Source organism: Secundilactobacillus hailunensis (assembly GCF_005405185.1).
In the GTDB taxonomy this organism is placed as follows: Bacteria; Bacillota; Bacilli; order Lactobacillales; family Lactobacillaceae; genus Secundilactobacillus; species Secundilactobacillus hailunensis.
Genome location: NZ_BJDO01000001.1, coordinates 99,719 through 125,602, shown reverse-complemented (window position 1 = coordinate 125,602; position 25,884 = coordinate 99,719). Strand labels below are relative to the sequence as shown.

Below are 25,884 nucleotides of genomic sequence, written 5' to 3'. Positions count from 1 at the left end.
TAGGCTAGAAGCGGTTTGTTCTAGAAAATTACTTGACAGCGACTCTTAATTTAGAATATGATACTGCCATCAAATACTTTGATGTTTGAAATAGTTTTGAAGGAGGTGTCTTGCGTCATATGCAATTAACTTCTCAAGAGATTCAAGCACTGATTCCTAACCGGTTTCCGATCTTTTACATGGACGGCGTTACAGAACTAGTGGCTGGTGAATCAATTACTGCGATCAAGAACGTGACTGCCGATGAGAGCTTTGTGAACGGCTTTCGTCCTGGTGAGTACGTGATGCCGCCAGCGCTAATCGTTGAATCATTGGCACAGGCGGCGTCAATTCTGATCTTAAAGTCACCAGCGTTTGCGCATAAAACGGCTTACCTTGGTGGCATTTCTAAAGCTGAATTTCTAAAAGATGTTCATGCTGCAGATCAGTTAGCATTGAAAGTCAAAATGAAAAAGCAGCGCGACAATATGGGCGTTGTGTCATGCCAAGCTGTGGTCAACGAAGAAGTGGTTTTAACGGCGGAACTGTTGTTTATTGTTGAGCCTGAAGCACCCGTGCGTTGACGGCCTATATCCTCACTGCTATTATTTTGATGTTGGAACTATTTGAGAATCAAAATGGGTGGTTAACACATGGATTACGCGACAGCTAAACGGATCAATCAATTATTAACAACGGTTTATGGTGACATTGTGCGGGTGGAAGAATTAGCGCTCAGACAGAGCCAGTTCAAAGATATTTCCATCAAAGAAGTACACGCTGTGGACGTCATTTCAATGTACGAACATAAAACCACGTCGCAGGTGGCCCGCGAATTACGGATCACGCCTGGGACGTTGACGACCATGGTCAATCATCTAGTCAGAAAAGATTACGTGCAGCGCATCAGAAGTGATGATGACCGCCGCTTTGTCCGCCTGGGACTGACACGGCGGGGACGGCTGATCTACCGCGCACATGAATCTTTTCACCGCAAGATGGTTGAAAGTTTTGCGAAAGATATGGATGACGAACAATTGCAAATTATTGAAAAAGCGCTTTTGAATCTAGAAGCGTTTCTAGAGTTCGCCGATCCAACTCCAAAGAAGTGAGGGGTTATTTAATGACAGGGATTCAAATTGTCCAGAGTGCTAGTGCGGTACCGGCGCACACAGTCGTAAATGACGAGCTGAATGCCTACATGGACACTTCAGACGACTGGATTACCACGCGAACTGGAATCAAACAGCGGCACGTTTCTACTGGACAGACGACCAGTGATCTATGTACGTCAGTTGCACAGAAGTTACTGCAGCAGGCTGGTTGGCAGGCGGCAGACTTGGATTTTATCATTGTGGCGACCATGTCACCGGATTATCTGACACCCGCCACAGCAGCTATCGTCCAGGGCAGGATTGGGGCTAAAAAAGCCTTTGCCTTTGATTTAAACGCTGCTTGTTCCGGCTTTATCTACGGCTTAAAAGTTGCCGAGGGACTGCTGCAAGTTTCCGGTAACCGCGGTATGCTGATCGGTGGTGAAGTATTATCCAAACTGGTCGACTGGCACGAACGCTCAACGGCGGTTTTGTTCGGCGACGGTGCCGCAGGGGTTTTGCTGAAAAATGAGCCGTCACAGACATCGGCTTTTCTGGCAACTGATCTGCAGACCTTTGGGGAGCTTAGTGACCGGCTGACGGCTGGTTATCAGCCAGTGAATTCGGTTTTTGCAACGGATACGACGGCTGCCCATCAGAAATATTTTGAAATGGATGGCCGGGCGGTTTATAAATTTGCTACTCACGAGGTCCCGGCATCGATTCAACGGGCGCTCCAAAAAGCTGGCCCATTAGTTCATGGCATTGACTATTTTATCTTGCATCAAGCGAATCAACGCATCATTGACCAAATCGCTAAGCGGCTGGACCAACCCAAGGATAAATTTTTAACAAACGTGGCTGACTTTGGCAATACTTCGGCAGCCAGCGTGCCCATTTTACTAGCTGAGGCGATTCAAGCTGGGGTGATCAAGCGCGGTCAAACGATTGTGCTAAGTGGTTTTGGCGGCGGGTTGACCGTCGGCACGCAAGTAATCAAATACTAAAATAAATGACAATGAAGGAGTTTAATATCATGACTAACGACGAAATTTTTTCTAAAGTACAGGCAATTATTGTGGATCAAACGGGTGAAGATAAGGAAAAGGTCACGTTGACTACCAACATCAAGCAGGACTTAGATGCTGATAGTTTAGATATTTTTGAAGTCATTAACGAAATTGAAGACGAGTTTGATATCAAGATCGAAACTGAAGAAGGTATCGAAACCGTCTCTGATCTGGTGACCTTCGTTGAAAAGCAATTAGCTCAGGAGAAAGAATAGTTGAGATCTTTAGATCCATTTATGCAGTCATTAGGATTAAAATATCCCATTTTTCAGGGCGGTATGGCATGGGTCGCAGATGGTCGGTTGGCAGCAGCGGTATCAAACGCTGGTGGATTAGGCATCATTGGTGCCGGCCATGCCTCCGGTGAAGTGGTCGAAGGAGAAATTAAACGTGCCAAGTCATTAACTGATCGGCCGTTTGGTGTGAACGTTATGCTGTTATCACCGCACGTAGAAGATGTCGTAAAAGTTATTTTAAAGGCCCATGACAGTATTACAGTGGTGACAACGGGTGCCGGTGATCCGTCCAAGTACCTGCCCGAATTCAAAGCAGCCAGCATTAAAGTGATTCCCGTTGTCGGTTCAGTTGCTTTAGCGAAACGGATGGCTCGAGTGGGGGCTGATGCAGTGGTTGCTGAAGGCATGGAGTCGGGGGGGCATATTGGCAAGCTCACCACCATGGCGTTAGTACCACAAGTAGTTGATGCCATTAACATTCCAGTGATTGCTGCTGGCGGCATTGGTGATGGCCGTGGCCTGGCAGCCGCGTTTATGCTGGGGGCTATCGGGGTTCAAATGGGCACGCGGTTTTTAGTGGCCACTGAATCCAAAGTCCATCCGACCTATAAAAAAGCGGTGCTCAAAGCTAAGGACATCGATACCATGATCACGGGTGAGTTTGCTGGGCACCCAGCCCGGGTGTTAAAAAATCCCATGGCCAAACGGTTTGTTAGGCTTGAGAGGACGGAAGCAGCCAAGGCTGACCCGGACTTTAGCGAAGTTGAGGAAATCGGTAACGGTGCTTTACGCAACGCCGTGTTAACTGGTGACCGCGAGAATGGAGCGTACATGGCGGGTCAGGTGGCCGGCATGGTCAGACAAGCCCAGCCAGCAGCAGAGATTTTAGCTGACGTTTATCGCCAAGCAGCACAATTGATGGGTGGTGTCTAACTTGAAAATTGGGTTACTATTTAGCGGCCAAGGGTCACAAAAGACCGGTATGGGTATGGATTTATATCAGCAAAATCAGACTTACAAGGTGGCCATTGACCAGGCTAGCCAAACACTGAAACTGGATCTGCCCAAACTTTACTTTGATGCTGATCGTGCTGAACAATTGTCTGAAACCCGGTATGCTCAAGCGGCCATTGTGGCGATGAGCTGGGCGCTTTATAAAACGGTTCAGCCACAGTTACCAACCGTTGTGGCGGGCATCGGGCTAAGTTTAGGTGAGTATAGTGCGTTAGCTGCTAGTGGCTTGGTTGACATTGATGATGCCTTGCGACTAGTTAAATTACGTGGTGAATTGATGCAGCAGGCTAGTGATGCTAAACCCAGCAAAATGGTGGCTATCATGAACACGCCGGTGTCAGTGATTCAGGCGGCTTGTGATGTTGCCGCTGAAAAAGGAATCGTGACGATTGCGAATATCAATACGCCCAAACAAGTCGTGATCGGCGGTGAGACTGCTGCTGTGGACGCAGCGATTGCTGACCTTCAATCACAAGGGGTAAGACGAATGGTGCCACTAAACGTCAGTGGGGCCTTTCATACGCCACTGATGCAGCCGGCCCAGGAAAGCCTGCAGGCCGCTTTAGCTAAGGTCACCTGGTCGCAAGGAGCATTTCCGGTGATCAGTACGACCACTGGGGCACCGTTTGATCCTAATGAACTGACAGCGACGCTCACACAACAACTGGTTTCTACCACCCGGTTTACGGATGCGATTCAACAGCTGAAAGGTAAGGTTGATGCAGTCATCGAGCTGGGTCCTGGTAAAACGCTGATGGGTTTTGCTCGCAAAACGGTTAAGGGGATTGATTATTATCACATTGATGATCTGGCTTCCCTTGATAAAACGCTAACGGCATTAAGGAGTGAATAATTAAGTTGAGATTAACGGATAAAACGGTTTTAGTTACGGGCAGTACGCAGGGCATTGGACTGGCCATTGCGCAGGCGTTTGCCAAACAGGGCGCTAACGTAGTGGTCAACGGCCGCCACGCTGCCCCACAGACGGTGATCGATTCGATTCAGGCTGAAAATGTGTCCTGCTGGGATCTCTCGGCAGATATTACTGACCCTGATGCGGTTCAAGCAATGATTGACGCTGTTTACGAAAAGGCGGGGCATCTAGACGTTGTGGTGAATAATGCCGGTATCGTGAATGACAGACTACTGAACCGGATGAGTGAAACGGACTTTAGTCAGGTGGTCAATACGAATCTGACCGGGACGTTTAACGTGATCAAGGCCTGTTTACGGCCAATGTACAAAGCTCGCAGCGGCGCTTTTATCAACATGACCAGTGTGGTCGGGCTTACCGGTAACATCGGTCAGGCGAATTACGCGGCCAGTAAAGCTGGCATTATTGGCCTGACTAAATCAGTAGCCAAAGAAGCTGCTATGCGCGGTATCCGGTGCAATGCGATTGCGCCTGGGATGATCGACACGGCCATGACGGCTCAGCTGGCGGATAAAGTCAAGGCTGGCATTTTGCAGCAGATCCCACTTAAACGGTTGGGATCGACGGCCGAGGTCGCCCAGACAGCGGTATTTTTAGCCGAAAACGACTATATTACGGGTCAGACCATCACCGTTGATGGCGGTTTGACCATGCAGTAAGGAGGAAAAGTATGACTAGAGTGGTAATTACGGGAATGGGTGCCTTAACACCGATTGGCAATAGCGTACCGGAGTTTGAAGCGGGTTTACGCGCCTCAAAAGTTGGCTTTCAACCCATCACCCATTTTGATGCCAGTGAAACCGGCATTACTTTAGCTGGTGAATTACACGATTTTGAGCCGTTAAAACGACTCGGTAAACGGGACTTGCGACGAATGGATGCCTTTAGTCAATACGCAATGTATGCGACAGCAGAGGCGGTTGAACAAGCCGGAATCGATGAAGCGAATACTGAACCTGAGACTATGGGAGTCATTTACGGGTCAGGGATTGGCGGCTTGACCACCATTCAAGAGCAAGTGATAAAAATGGCTAATAAGGGACCACAGCGGGTCTCGCCGATGTTTGTACCAACGGCCATTTCCAACATGGCTTCTGGCAACATGGCCATTCGCTACCATGCTAAAAATATCTGTACGACCATCGTAACGGCCTGTGCTTCTGGAACGAACGCCATTGGCGAAGCTTTTCGGCAAATTAAGGAAGGCCGTGCTCAGGTGATGCTGACGGGGGGCGCAGAAGCCTCAGTTAACGAAATTGGGATCGCCGGATTTGCAGCGTTATCGACCCTGTCTAAAGCAACTGATCCTAAGCGGGCTTCACTGCCGTTTGATGCAGATCGGCTAGGTTTCGTGATGGGTGAAGGTGCCGGGACTTTAGTGCTGGAATCGTTGACTCACGCGCAAGCTCGTGGTGCGCAAATCTTGGGAGAAATCGTTGGTTATGGGGCAACTGCTGATGCCTATCACATCACGTCACCGGATCCAGCAGGAACTCAGGCTGCCCGTGCGATGCAATTGGCTATCGATGAAGCGGGAGTTAAGTCGACAGATGTTGGTTATATTAACGCGCACGGTACCGCGACCATGGGGAACGATAGCGCTGAATCAAAGGCCATCAACAGCGTCTTTGGCAGTGATAGCGATGTCCTGGTCTCCAGTACGAAATCCATGACGGGTCATCTGTTGGGCGCGGCTGGGGCCATTGAAGCCGTAGCGACAGTCGACGCACTGCAATCCGGCCAATTACCGGAAAACGTCGGTGTAGTTCAACAAGATCCAGCTTGTCAGGTGAACTTGGTGAATGCTGATAACCGTGACCGTCAAACTGAATATGCCATTAGTAATTCATTTGGCTTTGGGGGTCATAATGCCGTTCTCGCATTTAGAAAGTGGGCGGAATAATGACATTTGACGAGCTACAAACGATTATTCAACAGATTAGTGATAGTAATATTCGTGAAATTGAGCTGGATTATCAAGGGATGCACCTTTACTTAAACAAAAATAAAACCAGTCATCAGCCGGTCGTGACAGCCAATCAAAAACCAATATCAGCTGAAGTAGTTAAGGGCATAAAAGAAGTTAAGTCCGATCAGCCAGCTAAGTTGAAGACCTCACAGCCAGCGCAAAAACCAGCGACGATCAAAGCGCCGCTGGTTGGGGTGATCTACCTGCAGCCAACGCCTGATAAGCCCGCCTATAAAAAAGTGGGTGACCACGTTAACGCCGGTGAAGTGGTGTGCGTGATCGAAGCCATGAAGATGATGACGGAGATCAAGAGTAAGGTGACCGGCACGATTTCGAAGATTTTAGTAGACAATGAAGAAGTGGTTGAGTTTGATCAGCCGCTGTTTGAAGTAACGCAATGAGGTGATGAAATTTGGGAGAAGAAACAGCAGCAACACATGAATTAGACGTGGTTGAGATCCAGAAGATTTTACCGCACAGATACCCGATGCTCTTGGTTGACCGGGTGTTGGATTACGTTCCGGGAGAAAAAATGATCGCCAGAAAAAACGTGTCGGTAAACGAAGCCTTTTTCCAGGGACACTTTCCGGGTAATCCCGTGATGCCTGGTGTTTTAATTGTTGAAGCAATGGCCCAGGCGGGTGCGATTGCGTTATTAACGATGCCAGAATTTAAGGGCAAGACCGCGTATTTTGGCGGGATGAATAAAGTCAAGTTTCGGCAGATGGTCAAACCGGGGGATACGTTGAAACTCGTTGTGACCCTGGAAAAGATTCGCGGTCACGCGGGATTAGGACACGGTGAAGCCTACGTTGAGGATAAAAAAGTTTGTTCAGGAGAGCTCACCTTTATGATTGGGTAGGTGAATAAGATGTTTAAAAAGGTTTTGATTGCTAACCGTGGCGAGATTGCGGTACGCATCATTCGGGCACTGCGGGAGTTAAATATTCAGTCAGTGGCGATCTATTCCACGGCAGATGCGGATGCGCAGTACGTTAAATTAGCCGATGAAGCCATCTGTGTGGGTGGCCCGCAGCCGGCTGATTCATACTTGAATATGCAAAATATTGTCAGTGCGGCGGTTTTAACAGGTGCTGAAGCGATTCATCCGGGATATGGCTTTTTGTCTGAAAACGCGGAATTTGCGGAACTTTGTGAGTCCTGTCAAATCACCTTTATTGGGCCAAAACCTAAAACCATTTCGTTAATGGGTAATAAAGCTAACGCCCGGATTCAAATGCAGGCTGGGAAGGTACCGGTGATTCCTGGCAGCACCGGCTTTTTAAAGGATGAGTCTGATGCGGTCAGGGTGGCCAGTGAAGTTGGCTATCCCGTCATGCTGAAAGCTGCCTCTGGTGGTGGCGGTAAGGGCATTCGACAAGTTGAAAACGAACATGAAATGCGGGCTGCTTATCAGTCCGCCACTAAAGAAGCCCAGTTGTCCTTCGGTGACCAGCGGATGTACTTAGAAAAGATCATCTCACCGGCAAAACACATTGAGGTTCAAGTGTTCGCTGATCAATTTGGACACGTGACGGCTTTTCCAGAGCGGGACTGTTCCTTGCAGCGCCGGCAGCAGAAAGTCTTGGAATTGAGCCCTTGTCCGGAGATGACGGCACAGGAAAGACAGCAACTGCAGCAAATTGCGATTCGGGCAACGAAAACCATTAACTATTTGAATACGGGGACGATTGAATTTTTGATGGATGCCAGGCATCAGTTTTACTTTATGGAAATGAACACCCGTATTCAGGTGGAACACCCAATTACTGAAGCGGTAACCGGCATTGATCTCGTGAAGGAACAGGTGCGGGTAGCAGCAGGCGCACCGCTGTCATTTGGCCAGGCAGATCTAAAAGTTCAGGGCTTTGCGGTTGAAGCCCGGGTCAACGCGGAAGATCCTGCGCTGAACTTTATGCCGCAAGCTGGGGTCATTAAGCAGCTTAAACTACCTGGTGGACCAGGCATCCGAGTTGATAACGGGATTCAGGCTGGTGATATGATTTCACCATTCTATGATTCAATGATCGTCAAAATTATTGCGCATGCACCCACTTATCAAGAAGCACTGAAGAAGCTCAGTGAAGCGCTGGCTGAATTTGAACTAGTGGGGATTGCAACTAACCAAAACTTCTTGCAGGCCTTACTAGCCGATTCCATTGTGCAGCAAGGAACTGCCACCACGGCCTACGTGACGAAGCGATTCATGCCAATATTTATGGAACACAATGTTCAGGAGGTGTCGTAGCCGATGCTGTTTGGTGAACACGTTAAACGCTTTTCATCGCGTTCCGTGCCGAAGTTAAAACGTGATCAAGCCAAGGTACCCAGCGGTATTTGGCAGGAGTGTCCCCACTGTCATGCTGGGTTTTACTTTAAGAAGGCCGGTCAATATCGAGTCTGTCCGGAATGCGGTTATGGTTTTCGGGTCACGGCTCGTCGGCGTTTGAAGATGCTGACGAAGCATTTTGATGAATGGGATAGTGATTTAGAAACGCGCAATCCCACCGAATTTCCAGACTACCAGCGGAAAATTAAAAAAGCACAGTCTGCAACGCACCTTAAGGATGGCGTTTTGACGGGTAAAGCACTGATCGACGATTATCCGGTTGCCTTAGGCATTATGGATCCGCTGTTTATCATGGGCAGCTTGGGTACTGCCAACGGCGAACGGCTGACCCGGTTATTTGAAAAAGCCACTGAGCAGCAGCTGCCAGTGATCGTACTGACGGCTTCTGGTGGCGCACGTATGCAAGAAGGTATCTATTCATTGATGCAGATGGCTAAGATCAGCCAGGCGGTTAACGACCACGGAAAAGCTGGGTTAGCTTATATTTCAGTGATTATGGATCCAACGACTGGCGGGGTCACGGCAAGTTTTGCCAGTCAGGCGGACGTGACGCTAGCCGAACCCAAAGCGTTATACGGGTTTACGGGTAAACGGGTCATTGAGCAGACCATCAACAAACAGCTGCCCAATGATTTTCAAAGTGTGGAGAACGGTTATCAGCGGGGGTTGATCGATGAGATCGTGCCTCGAGAACAACTGGCCCAACGATTGAGCCAGTTACTGAGTATTTTAGAAGCCAAAAAGTGGGGTGAAATGACGTGACCGATACCCAAGCAGTGATTGCCGGCGCTCGAAGTGACCGTAAAGCAAACGTTTATGCCATGATTGATCAATTATTTACCGATTTTTTTGAGCTGCACGGGGATCAAATTGCCAGTGATGACCCCGCAATTGTGGCTGGCCTAGCTAAATTAGCTGATCGGCCAATTGCTGTAATTGCCACGCAAAAGGGCAATAATTTGGAAGACCGAATGGCGACGCACTTCGGCAGCCCGGAACCGGCCGGCTATCGTAAATCGTTACGGGTCATGCGATTAGCTGAAAAATTAAACTTTCCTATTATTACGTTAGTTAATACTCCCGGTGCCTATCCGGGAGCCGATGCTGAAGCCGCCGGACAGGGGCAGATGATTGCTAAAAACATTAGCGAAATGCTCAAGTTAAGGGTGCCAATTTTAACCCTGATCGTGGGTGAAGCTGGGTCTGGCGGCGCACTGGCACTGGCCTGCTCAGATCAGATCTGGATGCTTGAAAACAGTATGTATTCAGTACTGTCCCCAGAAGGGTTTGCGTCGATCATGTGGAAGGACGCGCATTTAGCAGATAAAGCCGCTGAATTGATGCGTTTGACTCCAGACTGGCTATTAAAGCAGCACGCCATTCACCGAATTATTCCCGAAAGAATGCTGACGGATGGATCGCTGAAAACGGCTTTGACCAGTGCCATTGGTGAACTTTGTCAGCAGGATAGTGCAACTAGACTGGCCAAACGGGCCGCTTTTTTTCGAAAGTTTTAACGGCTTATTGGTTTTAAGGGTTGACGGATGGCTGGATGTTTTGTAAAATACAGTTTGTTGTATTTGTGGGCTTCCACAGCTGCAACCGCACGGGCCAAGTCTTAAGTCTGCTATGCAGCGCTTGTTCTCGGCGAGTCTAAGTGATATATAAAAAGGAGGTGCACATACATGTACGCAATTATCGTAACTGGCGGTAAGCAATACCGCGTTCAACAAGGCGAAGCAGTCTACGTTGAAAAGCTGAATGCCAATGCTGGCGACAAGGTTACTTTTGACCAAGTTGTCTTTGTTGGTGGCGACTCAACTAAGGTTGGTACGCCATTAGTTTCAGGTGCTTCAGTAACTGGAACTGTTGAAAAGCAAGGCCAAGAAAAGAAGGTTGTTACCTTCAAGTACAAGCCTAAGAAGGGTCAACACACTAAAGTTGGTCATCGTCAACCATACACCAAGGTTGTTATTGATGCTATCAACGCTTAATATCTGTGGGTGATCTTATGATTCAAGCAGCATTTGACTACGATAATGATGATCGGATCATCGGGTTTAAGCTGACTGGTCATGCTGATAGCGGCCCTTACGGTAGTGATATCGTTTGTTCGGCGGTTTCAGCACTATCGATCAGCACCGTGAACGGTTTAGCAGCCGTGGCTTCTATCGAGCCCATAGTGGTTGCTAAACAGGCAGAGGGTGGCTTTTTAAGCCTCCGGATGCCGCCGGTGGATGACTATATTCAGGATCGAATCAGTCAAGCGTTATTGCAAAGTTTTCAAAATGGACTTTTAGATGTCGAAAAACAATATTCGAAGTACATTCGAATTAACTAATCTTTTATGGAGGTGAAACTCATGTTAGAAATGAATTTACAATTCTTCTCTCACCATAAGGGGGGCGGTTCTACTGCCAACGGTCGTAATTCTGCCGGACGTCGTCTCGGTACGAAGGCTGCTGACGGTTCTACTGTAACCAGTGGTTCAATCATTTACCGTCAACGTGGTACGCATATTTTTCCAGGTGCTAACGTTTTGCGTGGCAACGACGATACTTTGTTCTCAAAGGTCGACGGTGTTGTTCGCTTCGAACGTAAAGGCCGTGATAAGCGCCAAGTTTCCGTTTATCCTGTGACAGAAGCTGCAGCTAGATAATAAAAAAGGGCCCTTAGGGGCCTTTTTTATTTGACTTAATTTGGTGTTTATAAAGGAGGCTCATCGTGAATAATCGGCTTCAAAAATTTCAGGCGCAATTTGATTCATTGCGGATCGACGCGTTTTTAGTGACGGACACGGTCAACAAACAATATCTGACTGATTTTGATGGTGATGGCGTGATTTTAGTGACGGCAGACCAAACTTATGTTATTACTGATTCGAGGTATGAAACAGCATTGGCCCGAACTGACCATGATTTTAAGGTGATCATTACTCGTTACTACCTCGAAGCTGCGGCTCAGCAGGTCGAAAAACAGCACATTACAGTTCTGGGGTTTGAAGACAGTATTCCGTTTCACGAATATGACCGAATTGACGAACTCATGAGTTCAGACATTGTTCCCATGACTAATTTGATCGAGCAGATGCGCGAACTTAAGTCAAGCGAAGAAATTCAGACCCTAGAACATGCCTGCCAGATGACGATTAAGGGCTTTAATACGCTTTTACCGTTGATCAAGCCTGGTGTAACAGAACGTTACCTAGCTAATCGGCTTGATGCGATCATGCGCGATTTGGGCGCGGAAAAAGCCAGTTTTGACACCATTGTCGCCAGTGGTAAGCGAGCTGCTTTGCCCCACGGTGCGGCCACTGCTAAGCAGGTTCAAAACGGTGAACTGATCACGATCGATTTCGGTTATTATTTTGAGGGCTATACCTCTGATATGACACGTACGGTGGCTTTAGGCGATCCGGGCGAAAAACTCAGACAAGTTTATGGTATCGTACAACGAGCTCAGCGGGCAATTATTGATGCGGTGAAGCCAGGGGTGTCAGGCCAGCGGTTGGATGAGATTGGCCGTAACCTGATTTCAGCTGCCGGTTACGGACCGTACTTTAATCATGGTACCGGTCATGGCATCGGTCTTGATATTCACGAGGGACCAGCGTTATCTACCCGGTCAGATGACCAAATGATGGCCAATAACGTCATTACCGTAGAGCCCGGGATCTATTTACCAGAGCTTGGTGGAATTCGCATCGAGGACGATATTTTGGTCACTCAAACGGGTCATCGCATTTTAACGGCCGGTCCAACCGACCTGATCAGTTTGTGATTCGCCAATTATTTACGGGTGTAGCTTGCAATTGCACGCACTTAATTGGTATTATTAGTAAGAATTATTTAGGAGGAAACATAATATGGCAATTTCTACAGCAGATTTTAAAAACGGCTTAACCATCGAGGTTGACGGCGCAATTTGGCGGATCGTTGAATTCCAGCACGTTAAGCCTGGTAAGGGTGGCGCTTTCGTTCGTTCAAAATTAAAGAACTTACGGACTGGTGCCGTTCAAGAAAAAACTTTCCGTTCTGGCGCTAAGATGGAACAAGCACCAATCAACACGCGTAAGATGCAGTATCTGTACGCCAATGGCGATTCACGGGTCTTCATGGATTCTGACAACTACGAACAAATCGAAGTGCCGGATGAAAACATTAAGGATCAACTCCCATTCCTGCAAGAAAATATGGAAGTTAACTTGATGCAATACGGTTCAGAAACCATCAACATCGAAGTCCCTAACACCGTTGTTTTGACGGTTAAGTCGACTGAACCCGGTATTAAAGGGAACACGGCTTCAGGTGGTTCCAAGCCAGCTACTATGGATACTGGTTTGGTGATTCAAGTGCCATTCTTCGTTAACGAAGGTGACAAACTTTCAATCAACACGCAAGACGGCGGTTCATACATCTCACGTGCTAACTAACAACTGACTTCTTGAAACGGAGGCTTGAAATTGGCTGAAGATACAAACATTGTTTTAAAAGCGAGCGAGCCTACTCTGGGTAAAATTGAAGTTGCACCGCAAGTCCTTGAAATCGTTGCCGGCATTGCTGCCAGTGACGTGGACGGCGTGGCTCGAATGCGCGGTTCTATCGCCAATAGTGTCAACGAGCTGTTCGGCAAAAAAGAACGCGGTAAAGGTGTTAAATTATCCGTAACTGGTGATGCGCTGAACGTTGATGTGTATGTTTATCTGAACTACGGCGTGTCAGTACCCAAGGTTGCTTTGGCCATTCAAGAACAGGTCAAACAGCAGCTTTTGTTCATGACTGATCTACGTGTGAGTGAAGTTAACGTTCACATTCAAGGTGTGATCCCTGAAAAGACGACGCAGGCTGTTGATCCTAATAATCTTTTTGACGATAATGACGAAAGTGAAAATGGTGAGGATAAGTGACTGAAGAATTAACTCGACACCAGATCCGCATTCGTGCCTTTCAAACGTTATTTGCCATGAATGCTAATCCAGAAGCTGATCGGCACGTGATCTACCAGCAGCTATTGGCTGATGAGGATGGGCAAGCAGCAGCGGTCCCAGCATACTTGGAGACTTTGGTCGACGGCGTCTTGGATAAACAAGATGAGCTGGATGCCCAAATTAAAAAGTATCTGACGACTAACTGGACGCTACAGCGAATTGCGAAAACTGATTTGGTAATTTTGCGAATTGCGTTTTATGAACTTGATTATCAAGCTGATATTCCTAAGCGAGTTGCCGTTAACGAAGCTTTGGAGTTAGCTAAACAATTTAGTGATGACCGTTCACGCCGGTTTGTTAACGGTGTGCTATCACACGAAATTGAACCAGATAAATAAGTATTTGAAGAAGGCATGAAATAATCCTAGTGATTATTTCATGCCTTTTTGCTAATTATCGGCTCATAGCGCCTAACGAATTGAAATGTGATAAAATAAAATGCAGTAGATTTATGAATTGTGATGGGCAGCCATCAAATTAACGAAGATAGTGAGTGTGAAAGTATGGCAGAATTAATTGATGGCAAACAGTTAGCAAAAAAGATCAATGAACAAACTAAAGTATCAGTAACGACATTAAAAGCACAGGGTATCGATCCTAAATTAGTCGTGATCATCGTTGGCGACGATGAAGCCAGTGAAATTTACGTGCGTAATAAGCACCGTAAGGCCGTTCAGATCGGCATAATTTCTGAGACCAAGCGGTTACCTAAAGACACCACGCAAGCAGAAATTTTGACCCTGATCGATCAATATAATCAGGATAAAACGGTTCATGGCATCATGGTTCAGTCACCATTGCCTGAACAAATTGATGAAGCAGCCATTACGCGGGCGATTTTACCCGCGAAGGATGTGGACGGGTTCAACCCAGAAAATGTTGGCAAACTCTACACCAACTCGGATCAAAACTATCCGGTTTCGTGTACGCCTAAGGGCATCATGACCATGTTAAGGGCCTATCAGGTGAAACTGGCGGGGGTAAATGCCGTCATCGTTGGCCGTTCTAACATCGTTGGCCGGCCAATGGCAGCACTGTTATTAAACGCTAGCGCAACCGTCACGGTGGTTCATAGCCATACTAAGGATATGGCAACCTATACGCGGAATGCGGATATTTTAGTGGTGGCAACGGGAATCGCTAATTTGATTAAGGGTGACGCTATTAAGCCGGGTGCCACTGTCATTGATGTGGGCATGAACCGGGATGAAAATAATCATTTAACGGGTGACGTTGATTTTGACAGCGCCCAGCCGGTAGCTGGTAAGATTACGCCGGTACCCGGTGGGGTTGGTCCCATGACCATTGCCACTCTGATGCAGCAGACCGTTGAATTAGCAAAATGGAGTGAATAATTTGGAACCTAGCGACTATTTAACCGTCAGTGCGCTGACGAGTTATATTAAACGCAAATTTGATGTGGATCCGTATTTGGGCAAAGTCTATCTGACGGGTGAAATCTCTAACTTCCGGCTGCGTCCCAGTGCGCACCAGTATTTTAGCCTCAAGGATGATCACGCTAAGATCAGTGCCATTATGTTTAAATCAGCTTTTTCGCGGGTGAAGTTCACGCCGGAAGAGGGGATGAAGGTTCTCGTCACTGGTCGAATCTCCCTTTATGAACCCAGCGGCAGCTACCAGATCTACGTGGATCATATGGAACCGGATGGCGTAGGTCAGCTCTATCAGGCCTACGAGCAGTTAAAACGGAAGTTAAGTCAAGAGGGTGTTTTTTCAGCACCCAAGAAACCGTTGCCTCGTTTTCCTAAACGAATCGCGGTGGTGACCAGTCCTAGTGGGGCCGTGATCAGAGATATTATTACCACGACCCGGCGCCGTTATCCGATTGCTCAGATCATCCTCTTTCCAGCTCTAGTTCAAGGTAACGAAGCAGCTGGCGACATTGTGCGTCAGATTGAACGGGTCAATCGGATCGGTAACTTTGATACTTTGATCATCGGTCGGGGTGGTGGTTCAATTGAAGACCTCTGGCCGTTTAATGAGGAATCGGTTGCTCGCGCTATTTTTGACAGCCAAATTCCGGTGATCTCGTCAGTGGGTCATGAAACGGATACCACGATTGCGGATCTGGTTGCGGATGTCCGGGCAGCGACCCCAACAGCTGCTGCTGAACTGGCGGTGCCGGTCTTAAGTGATGTTTTACTAGAGATCCAACAAGACCGCGTTAGAATTTACCACGCTTTCCACCATCATTTGGCGATGTATCAAGAACAGTTGAAGAAACTGCGTGAAGCCTATGTCTTCCAGCAGCCTGAGCGTCTGTATGAAGGGTACAGCCAAAAGGTCGATCAGCTCACCACCCAGTTGCAGCAGACTATGTCACACCAGCTAAGTTTGGTCCGCGCTCAGGTGGACGCCGTTGACCAGCGGCTAAAAGTAGCTTCTCCGGCGAGTCAGATCAGCCAATTGAAGCAGGATCAACAAGCATTGACTGACCGGCTTAACCGAGGTATGCAACAAGATTTTCAGCAGCAAAAACAGCGGTTAGCTGAACTGGTCCAGTCACTGGACTATCTAAGTCCGCTGAAAATTATGGGCCGAGGGTACAGTTACGTGACGAGCCATGAAAAAGTCATTGCTGATGTGAAACAGCTTCATCAAGGTGATGAAGTGGTCATGCACCTGACAAATGGCCAGGCCAAAGCGACAATTCAATCAATTCAATCAACTAAAAAGGATGGACAATCATGAGTGAAAAACCAACCAATGAACAGACTTCCAACGAGACACCAACGTTTGAAGAGAATTTAAATCACCTGGAAGAAATTGTGACGGCGCTTGAAAAGGGCAATGTGCCACTAGAAGAAGCTTTGTCGCAGTTTAAGCAAGGGGTTTCTTTAAGCCATGATTTACAGGTCAAGTTAACGGATGCGGAAAAAACGTTAGCTGAAATGATGAACGATGATGATCAGACCGAAACGTTTGAAGCTTCCGAGGATGATAAGAATGAGTGATGCGTCACAAATTTTAAAGGATTTCGAAACCCAATATGTGCCGCAGATCAACCAGACCTTGCAGCAGTTAAATGATGGCTGGATTGACCAGCCAATTTTGCAGTCCGCAATGACCTATTCCGTCAATGCCGGTGGTAAACGCTTGCGGCCACTATTGACGTTAGCGGTACTGCGAACCTACCATGATCAGCCAACTGATGGTCAGTTAATGGCGGCCAGTGCTTTGGAGTTACTGCATACTTATTCACTGATCCACGATGATCTGCCGGCAATGGACAATGATCCTTTGCGTCGCGGTGTACCCACCAATCACATGAAGTTTGGTGCTGGCATGGCGACCTTAGCCGGTGACGGGTTGTTGACACTGGCCTTTGAATGGCTCAGTAAAGCGGCGATTCCCGATGCGCAGCAGTTAGCGTTAGTCAGAGCCTTAAGTCACGCTGCCGGTCCAGCTGGCATGGATGCTGGTCAAGCCCAGGATATTTCCAGTGAACATCTGCAATTGAACATTGATCAGCTGGCTGATCTGCACCGTCATAAAACGGGTGCGCTGCTGCATTACGCCGTTGAAGCCGGTTGCATTATGGCTGAGGTGAATGGTGAAGAACGGCAGGGACTGTTGAAATTTGCAGACCAGTTTGGGCTGGCCTATCAGATCTATGATGATTTGTTGGACGTGACGGCGACCACCGAGGAACTGGGTAAGAAGACCCACAAGGATGCCGATGAGGAAAAGAATACGTATCCAGGCTTATTTGGGGTGGCTGGGACTAAAGACCGGCTCAAACAAGTTGTAAGTGATGCTGAGGCGCAATTAGTGGCTTTAAACCACGCTACTGGCCGCGACTTCAGTTTGCTGAACGCTTTTTGCAGTTATTTTAAGATTAAAGAATAGGAGCCCGTTATGGAAAAACAACGCGTTGATGTATTATTAGTAACTCAAGGATTATTTGAATCCCGTGAACAGGCTAAGCGTGCTGTGATGGCGGGTGAAGTACTGGGTAAAAATGAGGAACGGTTGGATAAACCGGGGGTCAAGATCCCCATCGATACTGATTTACATATCAAAGGCAAGCCGATTCCCTATGTCAGTCGCGGCGGCTTCAAGTTAGCGAAGGCTCTTAAAGTGTTCCAGATCGATGTTTCTGATCGGATCGTTTTAGACATTGGGTCGTCAACTGGTGGCTTTACGGATGTCATGTTGCAAAATGGTGCCAAAATGTCGTATGCCTTAGATGTCGGCAGCAATCAGCTGGTCTGGAAACTGCGTCAGGATCCGCGAGTAGTCGTCATGGAACACACTAATTTTCGTTACAGCAAGGCTGAGGACTTTACCAAGGGCCAGCCAAGCTTTTCATCGATCGACGTGTCGTTTATTTCACTCAGTTTGATCTTGCCTCCATTGAAACAGATCCTTGAACCCAATGGTGAAGTCGTGGCGCTGATCAAGCCGCAGTTTGAAGCCGGCCGGGAACACGTGGGTAAGCACGGCATCGTGAAGGACCCTAAGATTCATGAAGGTGTGATTCAAAAGGTGATTCAACTGGCTGTGGATAGCGGTTTTAGTCCCCTCCACCTTGATTTTTCACCAATTACTGGTGGCGAAGGCAACATTGAATTCTTGATTCATTTGAAATCCGTTGCTGGGACGCCTGAAGTGGCACCAGAAATCGATGTAGCTAGCACGGTCGAAAAAGCTCACCGTATATTAACTGCATAAAATCTGCAATTTACTTTTAAAATCAGTGGCTTAGCTGTATGATGTAACTAAATAAATTTCTCGATTGGAGATGGTGCGGCGTGAAGAAGCAAGACCGGCAACGTTTGATTCGTCAATTACTAAGTTCACAAGACATTGAACGACAGGAAGATTTTGTTCGTTTGCTTGAAGAACAGAATATTCACGTGACTCAAGCTACCATTTCACGAGATATTAAGGAAATGCAGTTAGTTAAAGTACCAGCTGCTTCCGGCGGCTATCGGTACAATATGCCGATTCAAAAAACGCTGGATACCAAAAAGAAGTTAAAACGGACCCTGCAAGATGCTTATGTAAGTATCGCGGCCCAGGGAAAAGACGTTATTATTAAAGTTTTACCTGGTAATGGTCCGGCCATGTCCGCATTGATCGATCAGATGAATTACGACTTTGTTTTTGGTACGATTGGTGATGACCAAACGGTTTTGGCGATTTGTACGAATGATGAAGGGTCGCAGAAGCTGCAGGCAGCCATTAATGATTTATTAGAATAGCAAACGAGTTAGGCCAGTTTTAAGTGTCTGGTCTAGCTCGTTTTTAAGTTATCGGGTATAATTAGTCTAGACAACTTACAGGGGGTAATCCGGTGCTTCAGGAACTTTCAATTAAAAATTTTGCGATTATTGCTAGCTTAGACGTTGAATTTGAGGATGGCATGACGGTCCTGACGGGTGAAACGGGTGCCGGCAAGTCAATCATCATTGATGCTGTCGGACTGTTAGCTGGTGGTCGCGGTTCGCAGCATTTCGTGAGAACCGGTGCCGATAAAGCTATTATTCAGGGTGCCTTCGTCTTTCCTAAGGGCGGTCAGACTTATGGCCAACTGGATCAGCTGGGCATTGACCATGATGATGGTACAGTGATCTTGCAACGCGAGATCTATCGTTCAGGCAGAAATGTTTGTCGGATCAACGGGATGTTAGTGAACACCAGTACCCTGAAACAACTGGGGGAGACCATCGTTGATATTCACGGGCAAAATGAACACCAGGAACTGATGCAGCCAGACAAGCACTTGCGGCTACTCGATGAATTTGGCGGTGACGAGCTGTCTTCAATTAGATCGCGTTACCAAGCCACTTATCAAGATTACCAGCACCTGCACCATTCCATGGTATCGCGCAATACCCACCAAAAAGAGTGGGCTCAGCGGCTGGATATGCTGCGGTTTCAAGTTAAAGAAATTGAGGATGCCCAGCTGCAGCCGGATGAAGAGACCGCGTTAAGTCAGCAGCGCGATCGGTTAATGAATTATCAGAAGATCAACACGTCATTGCAGGAGGGCTTTTTGGCCTTAAATGGTGATGAGGAGTCCACTGGTGCTTTGGATCTTAGCGGGACAGCGATGAATTCACTGTCGTCGATTGCGGATCTGGACCCGGCGTTTAAGCAGTTGTTTGAATCGCTGCAGTCGGCTTACTACGCGTTACAGGATGCCTCTGGCGAGATTTCTAAACAAGTCGACCAGCTAGAGTGGGACGATAATAAGTTAGATGAGATTGAAGCCCGTTTAAACGTGATTCACCAACTAAAACGCAAGTATGGCGATTCCGAAAAACAGATTTTAAGCTATCTGGAACGAATCAAAAAAGAATTAGCTGATATGGAAGCTGCTGAAATTGACGAAGGCGATCTTGATGAAAAGCTGGCTAAAAAAGAACAGCAATTGCTTAAGTATGGTCAGCAACTGACCGCCGAGCGACAAAAAATTGCCACCAAGCTGGAGTCGGCAATCAAGGGCGAACTAAAGGACCTTTACATGGCTAAAACGGTCTTTCAAGTGCGCTTTAAGCCAACCAATGATCAGCAGTATTTTGCCACGGGGATGGATGACGTTGAGTTTTACATTCAGCCTAACCCGGGTGAAGAGATTCGGCCCTTAGCCAAGATTGCATCCGGTGGGGAACTGTCACGGTTGATGTTAGCGTTAAAAACGATTTTTTCGAAATCACAGGGGGTCACTTCGATCATCTTTGATGAAGTCGATACCGGGGTTTCCGGTCGTGTGGCACAGGCGATTGCCGAAAAGATCAGTGGGATCGCGAACGAGTCGCAAGTCCTCTGCATTACCCATCTACCGCAAGTGGCTGCTATGAGTGACCACCACTACTTTATTGATAAGCAGGTGACGGGTGATCGAACGGTGACCCACATCAAACGGTTGAATCAGTCAGCGCGAGTCAAAGAACTGGCACGGATGCTAGCTGGGACCACAGTGACGGAATTAACGCTGGACCATGCGAAAGAATTATTGGACATGGCGACTGAAGAAAAACAGCAACGGACTCCAAGCAGGTAACCTAAAATGGCGTGTCAGCAGCTCTCGTTTGAGAGGGGTTAACACGCCATTAATATTCTGTTTAAATGTAAACTCAGTTGATGATGCTTATTATGTGACTTAATTTAGCGATAATCGTTTCTTTCAACAAACTTGATTTGATTCAAATGGGCGACTTGAGTGATGTTTTGACTGGCATTAGTGACTAACAGTGTGTCTTTAGGACCTTGAGTAAGGTAGCCAGACATCAACGCTTCATTTTCGCTAGGTTCACCTGGTTCACTTGGCAAATTCAGGTGTAAGGTCACGTGATAGTGACGGGTCAACGCTTGGTCTAAAAAGTAATCGCGTTGTGTCTGTGGCATTTTTAACGGTTCGGTAGGATCAATGACTAAAAATTGGCGGTAACGGTCGTTTAACTGGGACGAGAATTTTTTAATTGCAGATACTTGATTGGACATTTTAATCACCTCGAACATTTGTTTGCATTTATTATTATACGAACCTATGTTTGTCTTTGCAAGCCTAAATCACGATTATTCTTAAAAGCCTGAGTTAGAGCTTGTCAAACCGCGGTCTGGCGTGCGATAATGGTTTTTATTATTATATAAGGGGATCTCAAGTAATGACTAAAAGAGGAATGTTGATTGTGTTATCCGGGCCGTCCGGTGTTGGTAAAGGGACTGTTCGTAAGGCTTTGTTTGACGAGCCCGACACTGATTTTCAGTACTCCATTTCCATGACTACCCGTAAGCCGCGCGAAGGTGAAAAGGATGGCGTTGATTATTTTTTCGTGTCAAAAGAGCAGTTTGAAGAGAATATCAAGAATGGTGAGATGCTCGAATACGCCAAATATGTTGACAACTACTATGGAACGCCATTAAAATATGTAAATGAGACTTTAAATTCGGGTAAGGACGTTTTTCTAGAGATTGAAGTCAATGGTGCGATGCAGGTTCGCGCAAACGTACCGGATGCCGTCTTTGTCTTTTTGACGCCGCCTGATTTAATGGAATTAAAGCACCGACTGATCAACCGTGGGACTGAAGAGATGAACGTGATCAACGCTCGAATCAAAAAAGCGGTTGGCGAAATTAAAATGATGCGTAACTATGATTACGCCGTTGTGAATGATGAAGTTGAAAACGCGGTAGCTCGTATTCGGACGATTATTCGTTCAGAGCGCTTACGAGTTAATCGGGTGATGCCAGATTATGAACAGATGTTATTAGAGGGAGACGAATAGAATGTTATTATACCCATCAGTAGATAAGTTACTTGAACGTGTTAATTCCCGTTATTCATTGATCATGCTTGCTAGCAAGCGTGCTCACCAATTAGATGCTGGCGCTAAGCCGTTACTGGACCACTATGAATCACCAAAAACGATTGGCCAAGCATTGGAAGAAATTGCGGCTGGTAAAATTATTATCGACCCAGATGAAACTGACCAGATCTAATAAGCTTCACCACTACTGAACCGCTGTTTTGACCCCCAATTAAGTGGGTGTTAAGACGGCGGTTTTGTTTGTGCAAGGTGGCATTTACTCTGGTACAATAATAAAGATTAATTAACGAAACGTTTGGGGGCATTAAAAATGGCGAAACAACAACACGTTGCACTGTATGTCACTGGCAGTATTGCGGCTTATAAGGCGCTGGCTTTGACCCGCCTACTGGTTAAAGCCGGTGCAGCAGTTCGAGTGGTCATGACGAAAGCGGCTGAAGCCTTTGTGACGCCACTCAGTTTTCAAGTCTTATCCAAAAACGCTGTGGCAACCGATATGTTTGCTGGCACGCAAGTTAAGGCAGTCGACCATATTGAACTGGCTGACTGGACTGATTTAGCGGTTGTCGCGCCAGCCAGCGCTGATATCATTGGCAAGTTGGCTAACGGCATTGCGGATGATATGGCCAGTCTCACGCTGATGGCCACTACGGCACCTAAGTTAGTCGTGCCGGCAATGAATCAGCACATGTTAGACAGTGCGGCGACTAGCCGTAATATTGTGCAACTAAAACAGGATGGCGTCACCGTGATGACACCAGCGACAGGGTTCTTAGCTGAAGGCTATAGCGGTCGCGGCAGAATGCCAGAGCCCGCAGCTATCATGCAGCAAATTGAAACCTTACGCCCACAGAAGACGCCGTTAACCGGTAAAAAAGTCCTGGTGACCGCCGGCGGTACCCGTGAACGAATCGACCCGGTGCGCTTTATAACCAACGATTCTTCGGGCAAGATGGGTTACGCTATTGCCGAAGAAATGCAGCAGCGTGGCGCCACGGTGACCTTGATCTCCGCACCAACGAAGTTAACGCCGCCAGCGGGAGTTTCACTGATTCCAGTGCTAACAACGGAAGACTTAGCTGAAGCGGTGACTAAGGCGTTTAAACAAACCGACATTTTAGTCATGGCCGCGGCGGTCGCTGATTTTAAGCCCGTGAATACGTCAAATCAAAAAATTAAAAAGTCCGCTGATAATGATCAACTGACGATCAAACTGATCAAAACGACCGATATTTTAAAGCAGGTGGCGCGGTTAAAGCAACCGGGTCAAATCACTGTGGGCTTTGCGGCTGAAACGCAAAACTTACTGGATAACGCTAATCAAAAGTTGATTGCCAAACAGCTTGATCTGTTAATTGCTAATGATGTTTCCAAACCAGGGGTTGGGTTTAATGGTGATACGAATCAAGTCACCATTTTACAGCCGGATCAGGCGCCCATTAAAACCACCTTGGCGGATAAGCACACCATTGCTAAGCAAGTGGTTGATCAAATCAGCCAACGGCTACAAAAAGAGGGGTAGGCATGACGCAAATCGCTGAGGTCATCGTGGATGTACCAACGATGCAGACCAATACGCCTTATTCGTATGAAATACCGCCAGCCTTAGTGGACCAGCTGCAGCCCGGTATGCGGGTGGTGGTTCCCTTTGGCAATGGCAGCCGGAAAGTACAGGGGTTTGTTTGGCAGGTCAAGCCGGACGCTAAACCAGATCCGGATGTGGTTTTGAAGACCATTGACACCGTCATGGATCCGGCACCCATCGTGAATGCCGAACTGATGCAGCTTTCGGATTGGCTGGCGCACACCACGTATGCGTTTACCATTACGTGTCTGCAAACCATGTTACCCAACGCTTTAAAAGCGAAGTATCAAAAGTGGGTCAGTCCCACTGAGCAGCTGGCTGCCAATATTCGCCAGCAGTTATTTGGCGACCAATCAGAACTATTGTGGGATGATTCATTATCCACGGATACGGTCAAACAGTTACTGGCCCTAAATCGCCAGCACTTAATTACTGTGCGTTATGAAGTTAGTAACCAGTCTAAAGTTAAAAAAATGATGATGATCAAACCGGCGATGACCGTGTCCGAATTAACGGCTGCGCGTTCATCACTGAGAAAAACGGCGGTGAAACAGGCCACGTTGCTCGATTATTTAATTGACCATCGCGACACCATCAGCCAGCCGGACTTAGAACATCAATTAAAGCTTTCCAGCAGCAGTTTAAAGACTGGCGAAGCAAACGGCTGGCTGACTCGAAAGGCCGTGGAAGTTTATCGCGACCCGTTTCAGACGGCCGTGGTTAAAACGAAGCCTTTAAAGTTAAACCCGGATCAAAATAAAGCGGTCAGTGCAATTTGTTCGGCTACTGATCATGAACAGTCTGAAACGTTTCTGTTAGAGGGAGTTACCGGCAGCGGTAAAACCGAAGTCTACTTGCAGGCGATGGCTAACGCGCTGTCACAGGGGAAGCAGGCTTTGATGCTGGTGCCCGAAATTTCGTTGACGCCGCAAATTGTCGGCCGGGTTCGTGGTCGTTTCGGTAAACAAGTGGCAGTGTTGCACAGCGGTTTGTCCAGCGGTGAACGGTTTGATGAATGGCGCAGAATCCAGCGTGGCGAGGCTCAAGTAGTAGTCGGCGCGCGTTCCGCGGTGTTTGCGCCACTGACACATTTAGGTGTCATTATTGTGGATGAAGAGCATGAAGGCAGCTATAAACAAGAGGACAATCCCCGCTACCACGCCCGCGACGTTGCGCTGTGGCGTGGGCGGTACCATCATTGCCCAGTGGTTTTAGGCAGTGCCACGCCGTCACTAGAAAGTCGGGCACGGGCCGAAAAGAACGTGTATACTAGATTGTTGTTGCCCAACCGGGTCAATCACCAGGCGTTGCCGCAAGTTACGATCGTTGATATGACTGAGGAATTACGGCACCACAAGGAAAGTAATTTTTCTGGTGTGTTGCTGCAGGCGCTGCAGACCCGGCTGGAACGTGGGGAACAGTCGCTATTGATGCTAAATCGTCGCGGGTATTCGTCATTTGTGATGTGTCGGGACTGCGGGTTTGTTTTGCAATGTCCCAACTGCGATATTTCGTTGACACTGCACATGGATACCAAAACGATGAAGTGTCATTACTGCGGCCATGAAGAACCGATTCCGCACGTTTGCCCCAACTGCCATGGGCACCATATCCGCTATTACGGCACGGGTACTCAAAAAGTTGAACAAGAATTGACCGAATTATTGCCAACTGCCCGGGTGATTCGGATGGACGTTGACACGACCCGGCGAAAGGGTGCTCACGAGCGCCTGCTGAAACGTTTCGGCGACCACCAGGCAGATATCCTATTAGGGACGCAAATGATCGCTAAGGGGCTGGATTTTCCCGATGTGACGTTAGTTGGCGTGCTGAACGCCGACACTGCTTTAGGACTGCCTGATTTTCGTGCCAGTGAGCGGACCTTTCAGCTGCTGACTCAAGTTAGCGGCCGAGCTGGCCGAGCGTCCAAACCCGGTCAGGTCTTTATCCAGACTTATAATCCGGACCACTACGCGATTCAGCTGGCGAAAACGCAGAACTACGAACAGTTTTTTGGTCGGGAAATGCAGCTGCGTCACCGGGGCAACTATCCGCCGTATTATTTTGCGGTTAAGTTGACCGTTAGTGACGTGGAAGAGCGTAAAGCAGCTGAAGCCATGGTCAAGATCGTGCGCCAGTTAAAAACGATTTTAAGTCCCCAAGCAATCATTCTGGGGCCCACGCCAGGCGCCATTGCCCGCGTGAACAAACGCTATTATTATCAATTAGTGATCAAATATAAACGTGAATCACAACTGGATTCGGCTCTGTTCAAGATTTTAGGACAGGCCCAAAAACAGTCTCGTGGCGGGTTGCAAATTGCAATCGACCGCAATCCAATGAGCTTTATGTAAGCCAAAAGGAGA

32 protein-coding genes and 1 other annotated feature are annotated in these 25,884 nt (G+C 47.6%); of the genes, 31 read left to right on the top strand and 1 reads right to left on the bottom strand.

Going from position 1 to position 25,884, the window contains the following annotated elements; translation table 11 throughout:
• The first annotated feature begins 119 nt into the window (after nucleotides 1-119).
• The 27 genes from fabZ (FFM73_RS00595) (at nucleotide 120) to recN (ending at nucleotide 20,666) form a co-directional block, all read left to right on the top strand.
• Nucleotides 120-563, top strand: a complete 444-nt coding sequence (gene fabZ, locus FFM73_RS00595; RefSeq protein WP_137629859.1) for a 3-hydroxyacyl-ACP dehydratase FabZ — start codon at nucleotides 120-122, stop codon at nucleotides 561-563.
• 69 nt (nucleotides 564-632) lie between these two features.
• Nucleotides 633-1,091, top strand: coding sequence for a MarR family winged helix-turn-helix transcriptional regulator (locus tag FFM73_RS00590; protein ID WP_137629858.1), 459 nt, complete (start codon nucleotides 633-635; stop codon nucleotides 1,089-1,091).
• A gap of 11 nt (nucleotides 1,092-1,102) precedes the next feature.
• A complete protein-coding gene (locus FFM73_RS00585) occupies nucleotides 1,103-2,080 on the top strand; it encodes a beta-ketoacyl-ACP synthase III (RefSeq protein WP_137629857.1) in 978 nt (325 codons plus the stop codon).
• Between the two features lie 29 nt (nucleotides 2,081-2,109).
• Nucleotides 2,110-2,358, top strand: a complete 249-nt coding sequence (locus tag FFM73_RS00580; protein WP_137629856.1) for an acyl carrier protein — start codon at nucleotides 2,110-2,112, stop codon at nucleotides 2,356-2,358.
• 21 nt (nucleotides 2,359-2,379) lie between these two features.
• The gene (fabK, locus tag FFM73_RS00575) at nucleotides 2,380-3,312 is read left to right on the top strand and encodes an enoyl-[acyl-carrier-protein] reductase FabK (protein WP_137629878.1); all 933 of its coding nucleotides are present in this window, start codon (nucleotides 2,380-2,382) and stop codon (nucleotides 3,310-3,312) included.
• 1 nt (nucleotide 3,313) lies between these two features.
• Entirely contained in the window at nucleotides 3,314-4,246 is a 933-nt protein-coding gene (locus tag FFM73_RS00570) for an ACP S-malonyltransferase (protein WP_137629855.1), read from the top strand.
• Nucleotides 4,247-4,251: 5 nt separating this feature from the next.
• Nucleotides 4,252-4,986: a 3-oxoacyl-[acyl-carrier-protein] reductase gene (gene fabG, locus FFM73_RS00565; protein ID WP_137629854.1), complete on the top strand. Its 735-nt coding sequence runs from the start codon at nucleotides 4,252-4,254 to the stop codon at nucleotides 4,984-4,986.
• Nucleotides 4,987-4,997: 11 nt separating this feature from the next.
• Complete coding sequence (fabF, locus tag FFM73_RS00560; RefSeq protein ID WP_137629853.1) at nucleotides 4,998-6,230, top strand: beta-ketoacyl-ACP synthase II; 1,233 nt, start codon at nucleotides 4,998-5,000, stop codon at nucleotides 6,228-6,230.
• A complete protein-coding gene (gene accB / locus FFM73_RS00555) occupies nucleotides 6,230-6,697 on the top strand; it encodes an acetyl-CoA carboxylase biotin carboxyl carrier protein (protein WP_137629852.1) in 468 nt (155 codons plus the stop codon). Before fabF ends, accB begins: the two co-directional genes overlap by 1 nt.
• Before the next feature lie 11 nt (nucleotides 6,698-6,708).
• Nucleotides 6,709-7,158: a 3-hydroxyacyl-ACP dehydratase FabZ gene (fabZ, locus tag FFM73_RS00550; protein WP_268920482.1), complete on the top strand. Its 450-nt coding sequence runs from the start codon at nucleotides 6,709-6,711 to the stop codon at nucleotides 7,156-7,158.
• A gap of 9 nt (nucleotides 7,159-7,167) precedes the next feature.
• Entirely contained in the window at nucleotides 7,168-8,544 is a 1,377-nt protein-coding gene (locus FFM73_RS00545; protein WP_137629851.1) for an acetyl-CoA carboxylase biotin carboxylase subunit, read from the top strand.
• A 3-nt stretch (nucleotides 8,545-8,547) separates the two neighbouring features.
• Nucleotides 8,548-9,408 carry an acetyl-CoA carboxylase carboxyltransferase subunit beta gene (locus tag FFM73_RS00540; protein ID WP_137629850.1) on the top strand — a complete coding sequence of 287 codons (861 nt, stop codon included), beginning with the start codon at nucleotides 8,548-8,550 and terminating at the stop codon, nucleotides 9,406-9,408.
• Nucleotides 9,405-10,163, top strand: a complete 759-nt coding sequence (locus tag FFM73_RS00535; RefSeq protein ID WP_373278610.1) for a carboxyl transferase domain-containing protein — start codon at nucleotides 9,405-9,407, stop codon at nucleotides 10,161-10,163. Before FFM73_RS00540 ends, FFM73_RS00535 begins: the two co-directional genes overlap by 4 nt.
• A gap of 73 nt (nucleotides 10,164-10,236) precedes the next feature.
• Nucleotides 10,237-10,311, top strand: a sequence feature (ribosomal protein L21 leader region).
• Nucleotides 10,312-10,331: 20 nt separating this feature from the next.
• On the top strand, nucleotides 10,332-10,640 hold the full coding sequence (gene rplU, locus FFM73_RS00530) for a 50S ribosomal protein L21 (protein WP_054655075.1): 309 nt from the start codon (nucleotides 10,332-10,334) through the stop codon (nucleotides 10,638-10,640).
• A gap of 17 nt (nucleotides 10,641-10,657) precedes the next feature.
• Nucleotides 10,658-10,987 carry a ribosomal-processing cysteine protease Prp gene (locus FFM73_RS00525; RefSeq protein ID WP_137629849.1) on the top strand — a complete coding sequence of 110 codons (330 nt, stop codon included), beginning with the start codon at nucleotides 10,658-10,660 and terminating at the stop codon, nucleotides 10,985-10,987.
• A gap of 21 nt (nucleotides 10,988-11,008) precedes the next feature.
• Nucleotides 11,009-11,305 carry a 50S ribosomal protein L27 gene (gene rpmA, locus FFM73_RS00520; protein ID WP_054655079.1) on the top strand — a complete coding sequence of 99 codons (297 nt, stop codon included), beginning with the start codon at nucleotides 11,009-11,011 and terminating at the stop codon, nucleotides 11,303-11,305.
• 65 nt (nucleotides 11,306-11,370) lie between these two features.
• The gene (locus FFM73_RS00515) at nucleotides 11,371-12,426 is read left to right on the top strand and encodes a M24 family metallopeptidase (RefSeq protein ID WP_137629848.1); all 1,056 of its coding nucleotides are present in this window, start codon (nucleotides 11,371-11,373) and stop codon (nucleotides 12,424-12,426) included.
• 85 nt (nucleotides 12,427-12,511) lie between these two features.
• Nucleotides 12,512-13,078 (top strand): elongation factor P, encoded by a 567-nt coding sequence (efp, locus tag FFM73_RS00510; RefSeq protein WP_137629847.1) that lies wholly within the window; start codon nucleotides 12,512-12,514, stop codon nucleotides 13,076-13,078.
• A 30-nt stretch (nucleotides 13,079-13,108) separates the two neighbouring features.
• On the top strand, nucleotides 13,109-13,552 hold the full coding sequence (locus tag FFM73_RS00505) for an Asp23/Gls24 family envelope stress response protein (RefSeq protein WP_137629846.1): 444 nt from the start codon (nucleotides 13,109-13,111) through the stop codon (nucleotides 13,550-13,552).
• The gene (nusB, locus tag FFM73_RS00500) at nucleotides 13,549-13,971 is read left to right on the top strand and encodes a transcription antitermination factor NusB (RefSeq protein ID WP_137629845.1); all 423 of its coding nucleotides are present in this window, start codon (nucleotides 13,549-13,551) and stop codon (nucleotides 13,969-13,971) included. The genes FFM73_RS00505 and nusB overlap by 4 nt, the downstream gene beginning before the upstream one ends.
• 165 nt (nucleotides 13,972-14,136) lie before the next feature.
• Nucleotides 14,137-14,988 (top strand): bifunctional 5,10-methylenetetrahydrofolate dehydrogenase/5,10-methenyltetrahydrofolate cyclohydrolase, encoded by an 852-nt coding sequence (locus FFM73_RS00495; RefSeq protein ID WP_137629844.1) that lies wholly within the window; start codon nucleotides 14,137-14,139, stop codon nucleotides 14,986-14,988.
• Between the two features lies 1 nt (nucleotide 14,989).
• The gene (gene xseA / locus FFM73_RS00490; protein ID WP_137629843.1) at nucleotides 14,990-16,345 is read left to right on the top strand and encodes an exodeoxyribonuclease VII large subunit; all 1,356 of its coding nucleotides are present in this window, start codon (nucleotides 14,990-14,992) and stop codon (nucleotides 16,343-16,345) included.
• Nucleotides 16,342-16,608, top strand: a complete 267-nt coding sequence (locus tag FFM73_RS00485; protein ID WP_137629842.1) for an exodeoxyribonuclease VII small subunit — start codon at nucleotides 16,342-16,344, stop codon at nucleotides 16,606-16,608. Before xseA ends, FFM73_RS00485 begins: the two co-directional genes overlap by 4 nt.
• On the top strand, nucleotides 16,601-17,503 hold the full coding sequence (locus FFM73_RS00480) for a polyprenyl synthetase family protein (protein ID WP_137629841.1): 903 nt from the start codon (nucleotides 16,601-16,603) through the stop codon (nucleotides 17,501-17,503). The genes FFM73_RS00485 and FFM73_RS00480 overlap by 8 nt, the downstream gene beginning before the upstream one ends.
• A 9-nt stretch (nucleotides 17,504-17,512) precedes the next feature.
• Nucleotides 17,513-18,328 carry a TlyA family RNA methyltransferase gene (locus FFM73_RS00475; protein ID WP_137629840.1) on the top strand — a complete coding sequence of 272 codons (816 nt, stop codon included), beginning with the start codon at nucleotides 17,513-17,515 and terminating at the stop codon, nucleotides 18,326-18,328.
• A gap of 80 nt (nucleotides 18,329-18,408) precedes the next feature.
• Complete coding sequence (locus tag FFM73_RS00470) at nucleotides 18,409-18,861, top strand: arginine repressor (RefSeq protein WP_089136593.1); 453 nt, start codon at nucleotides 18,409-18,411, stop codon at nucleotides 18,859-18,861.
• A 92-nt stretch (nucleotides 18,862-18,953) separates the two neighbouring features.
• Nucleotides 18,954-20,666, top strand: coding sequence for a DNA repair protein RecN (gene recN / locus FFM73_RS00465; RefSeq protein WP_137629839.1), 1,713 nt, complete (start codon nucleotides 18,954-18,956; stop codon nucleotides 20,664-20,666).
• 104 nt (nucleotides 20,667-20,770) lie between these two features.
• On the opposite strand, the gene FFM73_RS00460 is transcribed toward recN, so the two are convergent.
• Entirely contained in the window at nucleotides 20,771-21,106 is a 336-nt protein-coding gene (locus FFM73_RS00460) for a hypothetical protein (RefSeq protein WP_137629838.1), read from the bottom strand.
• A gap of 164 nt (nucleotides 21,107-21,270) precedes the next feature.
• Here FFM73_RS00460 and gmk point away from each other — a divergent pair, with 164 nt between their 5' ends.
• The 4 genes from gmk to priA all read left to right on the top strand — a co-directional run bounded on the left by gmk (nucleotide 21,271) and on the right by priA (nucleotide 25,872).
• Nucleotides 21,271-21,891, top strand: coding sequence for a guanylate kinase (gmk, locus tag FFM73_RS00455; protein WP_089136590.1), 621 nt, complete (start codon nucleotides 21,271-21,273; stop codon nucleotides 21,889-21,891).
• A gap of 1 nt (nucleotide 21,892) precedes the next feature.
• Nucleotides 21,893-22,105, top strand: a complete 213-nt coding sequence (gene rpoZ, locus FFM73_RS00450) for a DNA-directed RNA polymerase subunit omega (RefSeq protein ID WP_137629837.1) — start codon at nucleotides 21,893-21,895, stop codon at nucleotides 22,103-22,105.
• A 138-nt stretch (nucleotides 22,106-22,243) separates the two neighbouring features.
• Entirely contained in the window at nucleotides 22,244-23,455 is a 1,212-nt protein-coding gene (coaBC, locus tag FFM73_RS00445) for a bifunctional phosphopantothenoylcysteine decarboxylase/phosphopantothenate--cysteine ligase CoaBC (RefSeq protein WP_137629836.1), read from the top strand.
• Nucleotides 23,456-23,457: 2 nt separating this feature from the next.
• Nucleotides 23,458-25,872: a primosomal protein N' gene (gene priA / locus FFM73_RS00440; protein WP_137629835.1), complete on the top strand. Its 2,415-nt coding sequence runs from the start codon at nucleotides 23,458-23,460 to the stop codon at nucleotides 25,870-25,872.
• The last annotated feature ends 12 nt before the right edge of the window (nucleotides 25,873-25,884 follow it).

Excerpts from the sequence above, each read along its gene's own strand:
- coaBC (WP_137629836.1), top strand. The coding sequence starts at position 22,244 with ATGGCGAAACAACAACACGTTGCACTGTATGTCACTGGCAGTATTGCG.
- rpoZ (WP_137629837.1), top strand. The coding sequence starts at position 21,893 with ATGTTATTATACCCATCAGTAGATAAGTTACTTGAACGTGTTAATTCC.
- fabK (WP_137629878.1), top strand. The coding sequence starts at position 2,380 with ATGCAGTCATTAGGATTAAAATATCCCATTTTTCAGGGCGGTATGGCA.
- gmk (WP_089136590.1), top strand. The coding sequence starts at position 21,271 with ATGACTAAAAGAGGAATGTTGATTGTGTTATCCGGGCCGTCCGGTGTT.
- FFM73_RS00585 (WP_137629857.1), top strand. The coding sequence starts at position 1,103 with ATGACAGGGATTCAAATTGTCCAGAGTGCTAGTGCGGTACCGGCGCAC.
- accB (WP_137629852.1), top strand. The coding sequence starts at position 6,230 with ATGACATTTGACGAGCTACAAACGATTATTCAACAGATTAGTGATAGT.
- FFM73_RS00590 (WP_137629858.1), top strand. The coding sequence starts at position 633 with ATGGATTACGCGACAGCTAAACGGATCAATCAATTATTAACAACGGTT.
- FFM73_RS00485 (WP_137629842.1), top strand. The coding sequence starts at position 16,342 with ATGAGTGAAAAACCAACCAATGAACAGACTTCCAACGAGACACCAACG.
- FFM73_RS00475 (WP_137629840.1), top strand. The coding sequence starts at position 17,513 with ATGGAAAAACAACGCGTTGATGTATTATTAGTAACTCAAGGATTATTT.
- priA (WP_137629835.1), top strand. The coding sequence starts at position 23,458 with ATGACGCAAATCGCTGAGGTCATCGTGGATGTACCAACGATGCAGACC.
- fabF (WP_137629853.1), top strand. The coding sequence starts at position 4,998 with ATGACTAGAGTGGTAATTACGGGAATGGGTGCCTTAACACCGATTGGC.
- FFM73_RS00545 (WP_137629851.1), top strand. The coding sequence starts at position 7,168 with ATGTTTAAAAAGGTTTTGATTGCTAACCGTGGCGAGATTGCGGTACGC.
- FFM73_RS00540 (WP_137629850.1), top strand. The coding sequence starts at position 8,548 with ATGCTGTTTGGTGAACACGTTAAACGCTTTTCATCGCGTTCCGTGCCG.
- FFM73_RS00480 (WP_137629841.1), top strand. The coding sequence starts at position 16,601 with ATGAGTGATGCGTCACAAATTTTAAAGGATTTCGAAACCCAATATGTG.
- FFM73_RS00525 (WP_137629849.1), top strand. The coding sequence starts at position 10,658 with ATGATTCAAGCAGCATTTGACTACGATAATGATGATCGGATCATCGGG.
- rplU (WP_054655075.1), top strand. The coding sequence starts at position 10,332 with ATGTACGCAATTATCGTAACTGGCGGTAAGCAATACCGCGTTCAACAA.
- efp (WP_137629847.1), top strand. The coding sequence starts at position 12,512 with ATGGCAATTTCTACAGCAGATTTTAAAAACGGCTTAACCATCGAGGTT.
- FFM73_RS00580 (WP_137629856.1), top strand. The coding sequence starts at position 2,110 with ATGACTAACGACGAAATTTTTTCTAAAGTACAGGCAATTATTGTGGAT.
- FFM73_RS00495 (WP_137629844.1), top strand. The coding sequence starts at position 14,137 with ATGGCAGAATTAATTGATGGCAAACAGTTAGCAAAAAAGATCAATGAA.
- rpmA (WP_054655079.1), top strand. The coding sequence starts at position 11,009 with ATGTTAGAAATGAATTTACAATTCTTCTCTCACCATAAGGGGGGCGGT.
- fabZ (WP_137629859.1), top strand. The coding sequence starts at position 120 with ATGCAATTAACTTCTCAAGAGATTCAAGCACTGATTCCTAACCGGTTT.
- FFM73_RS00460 (WP_137629838.1), bottom strand. The coding sequence starts at position 21,106 with ATGTCCAATCAAGTATCTGCAATTAAAAAATTCTCGTCCCAGTTAAAC.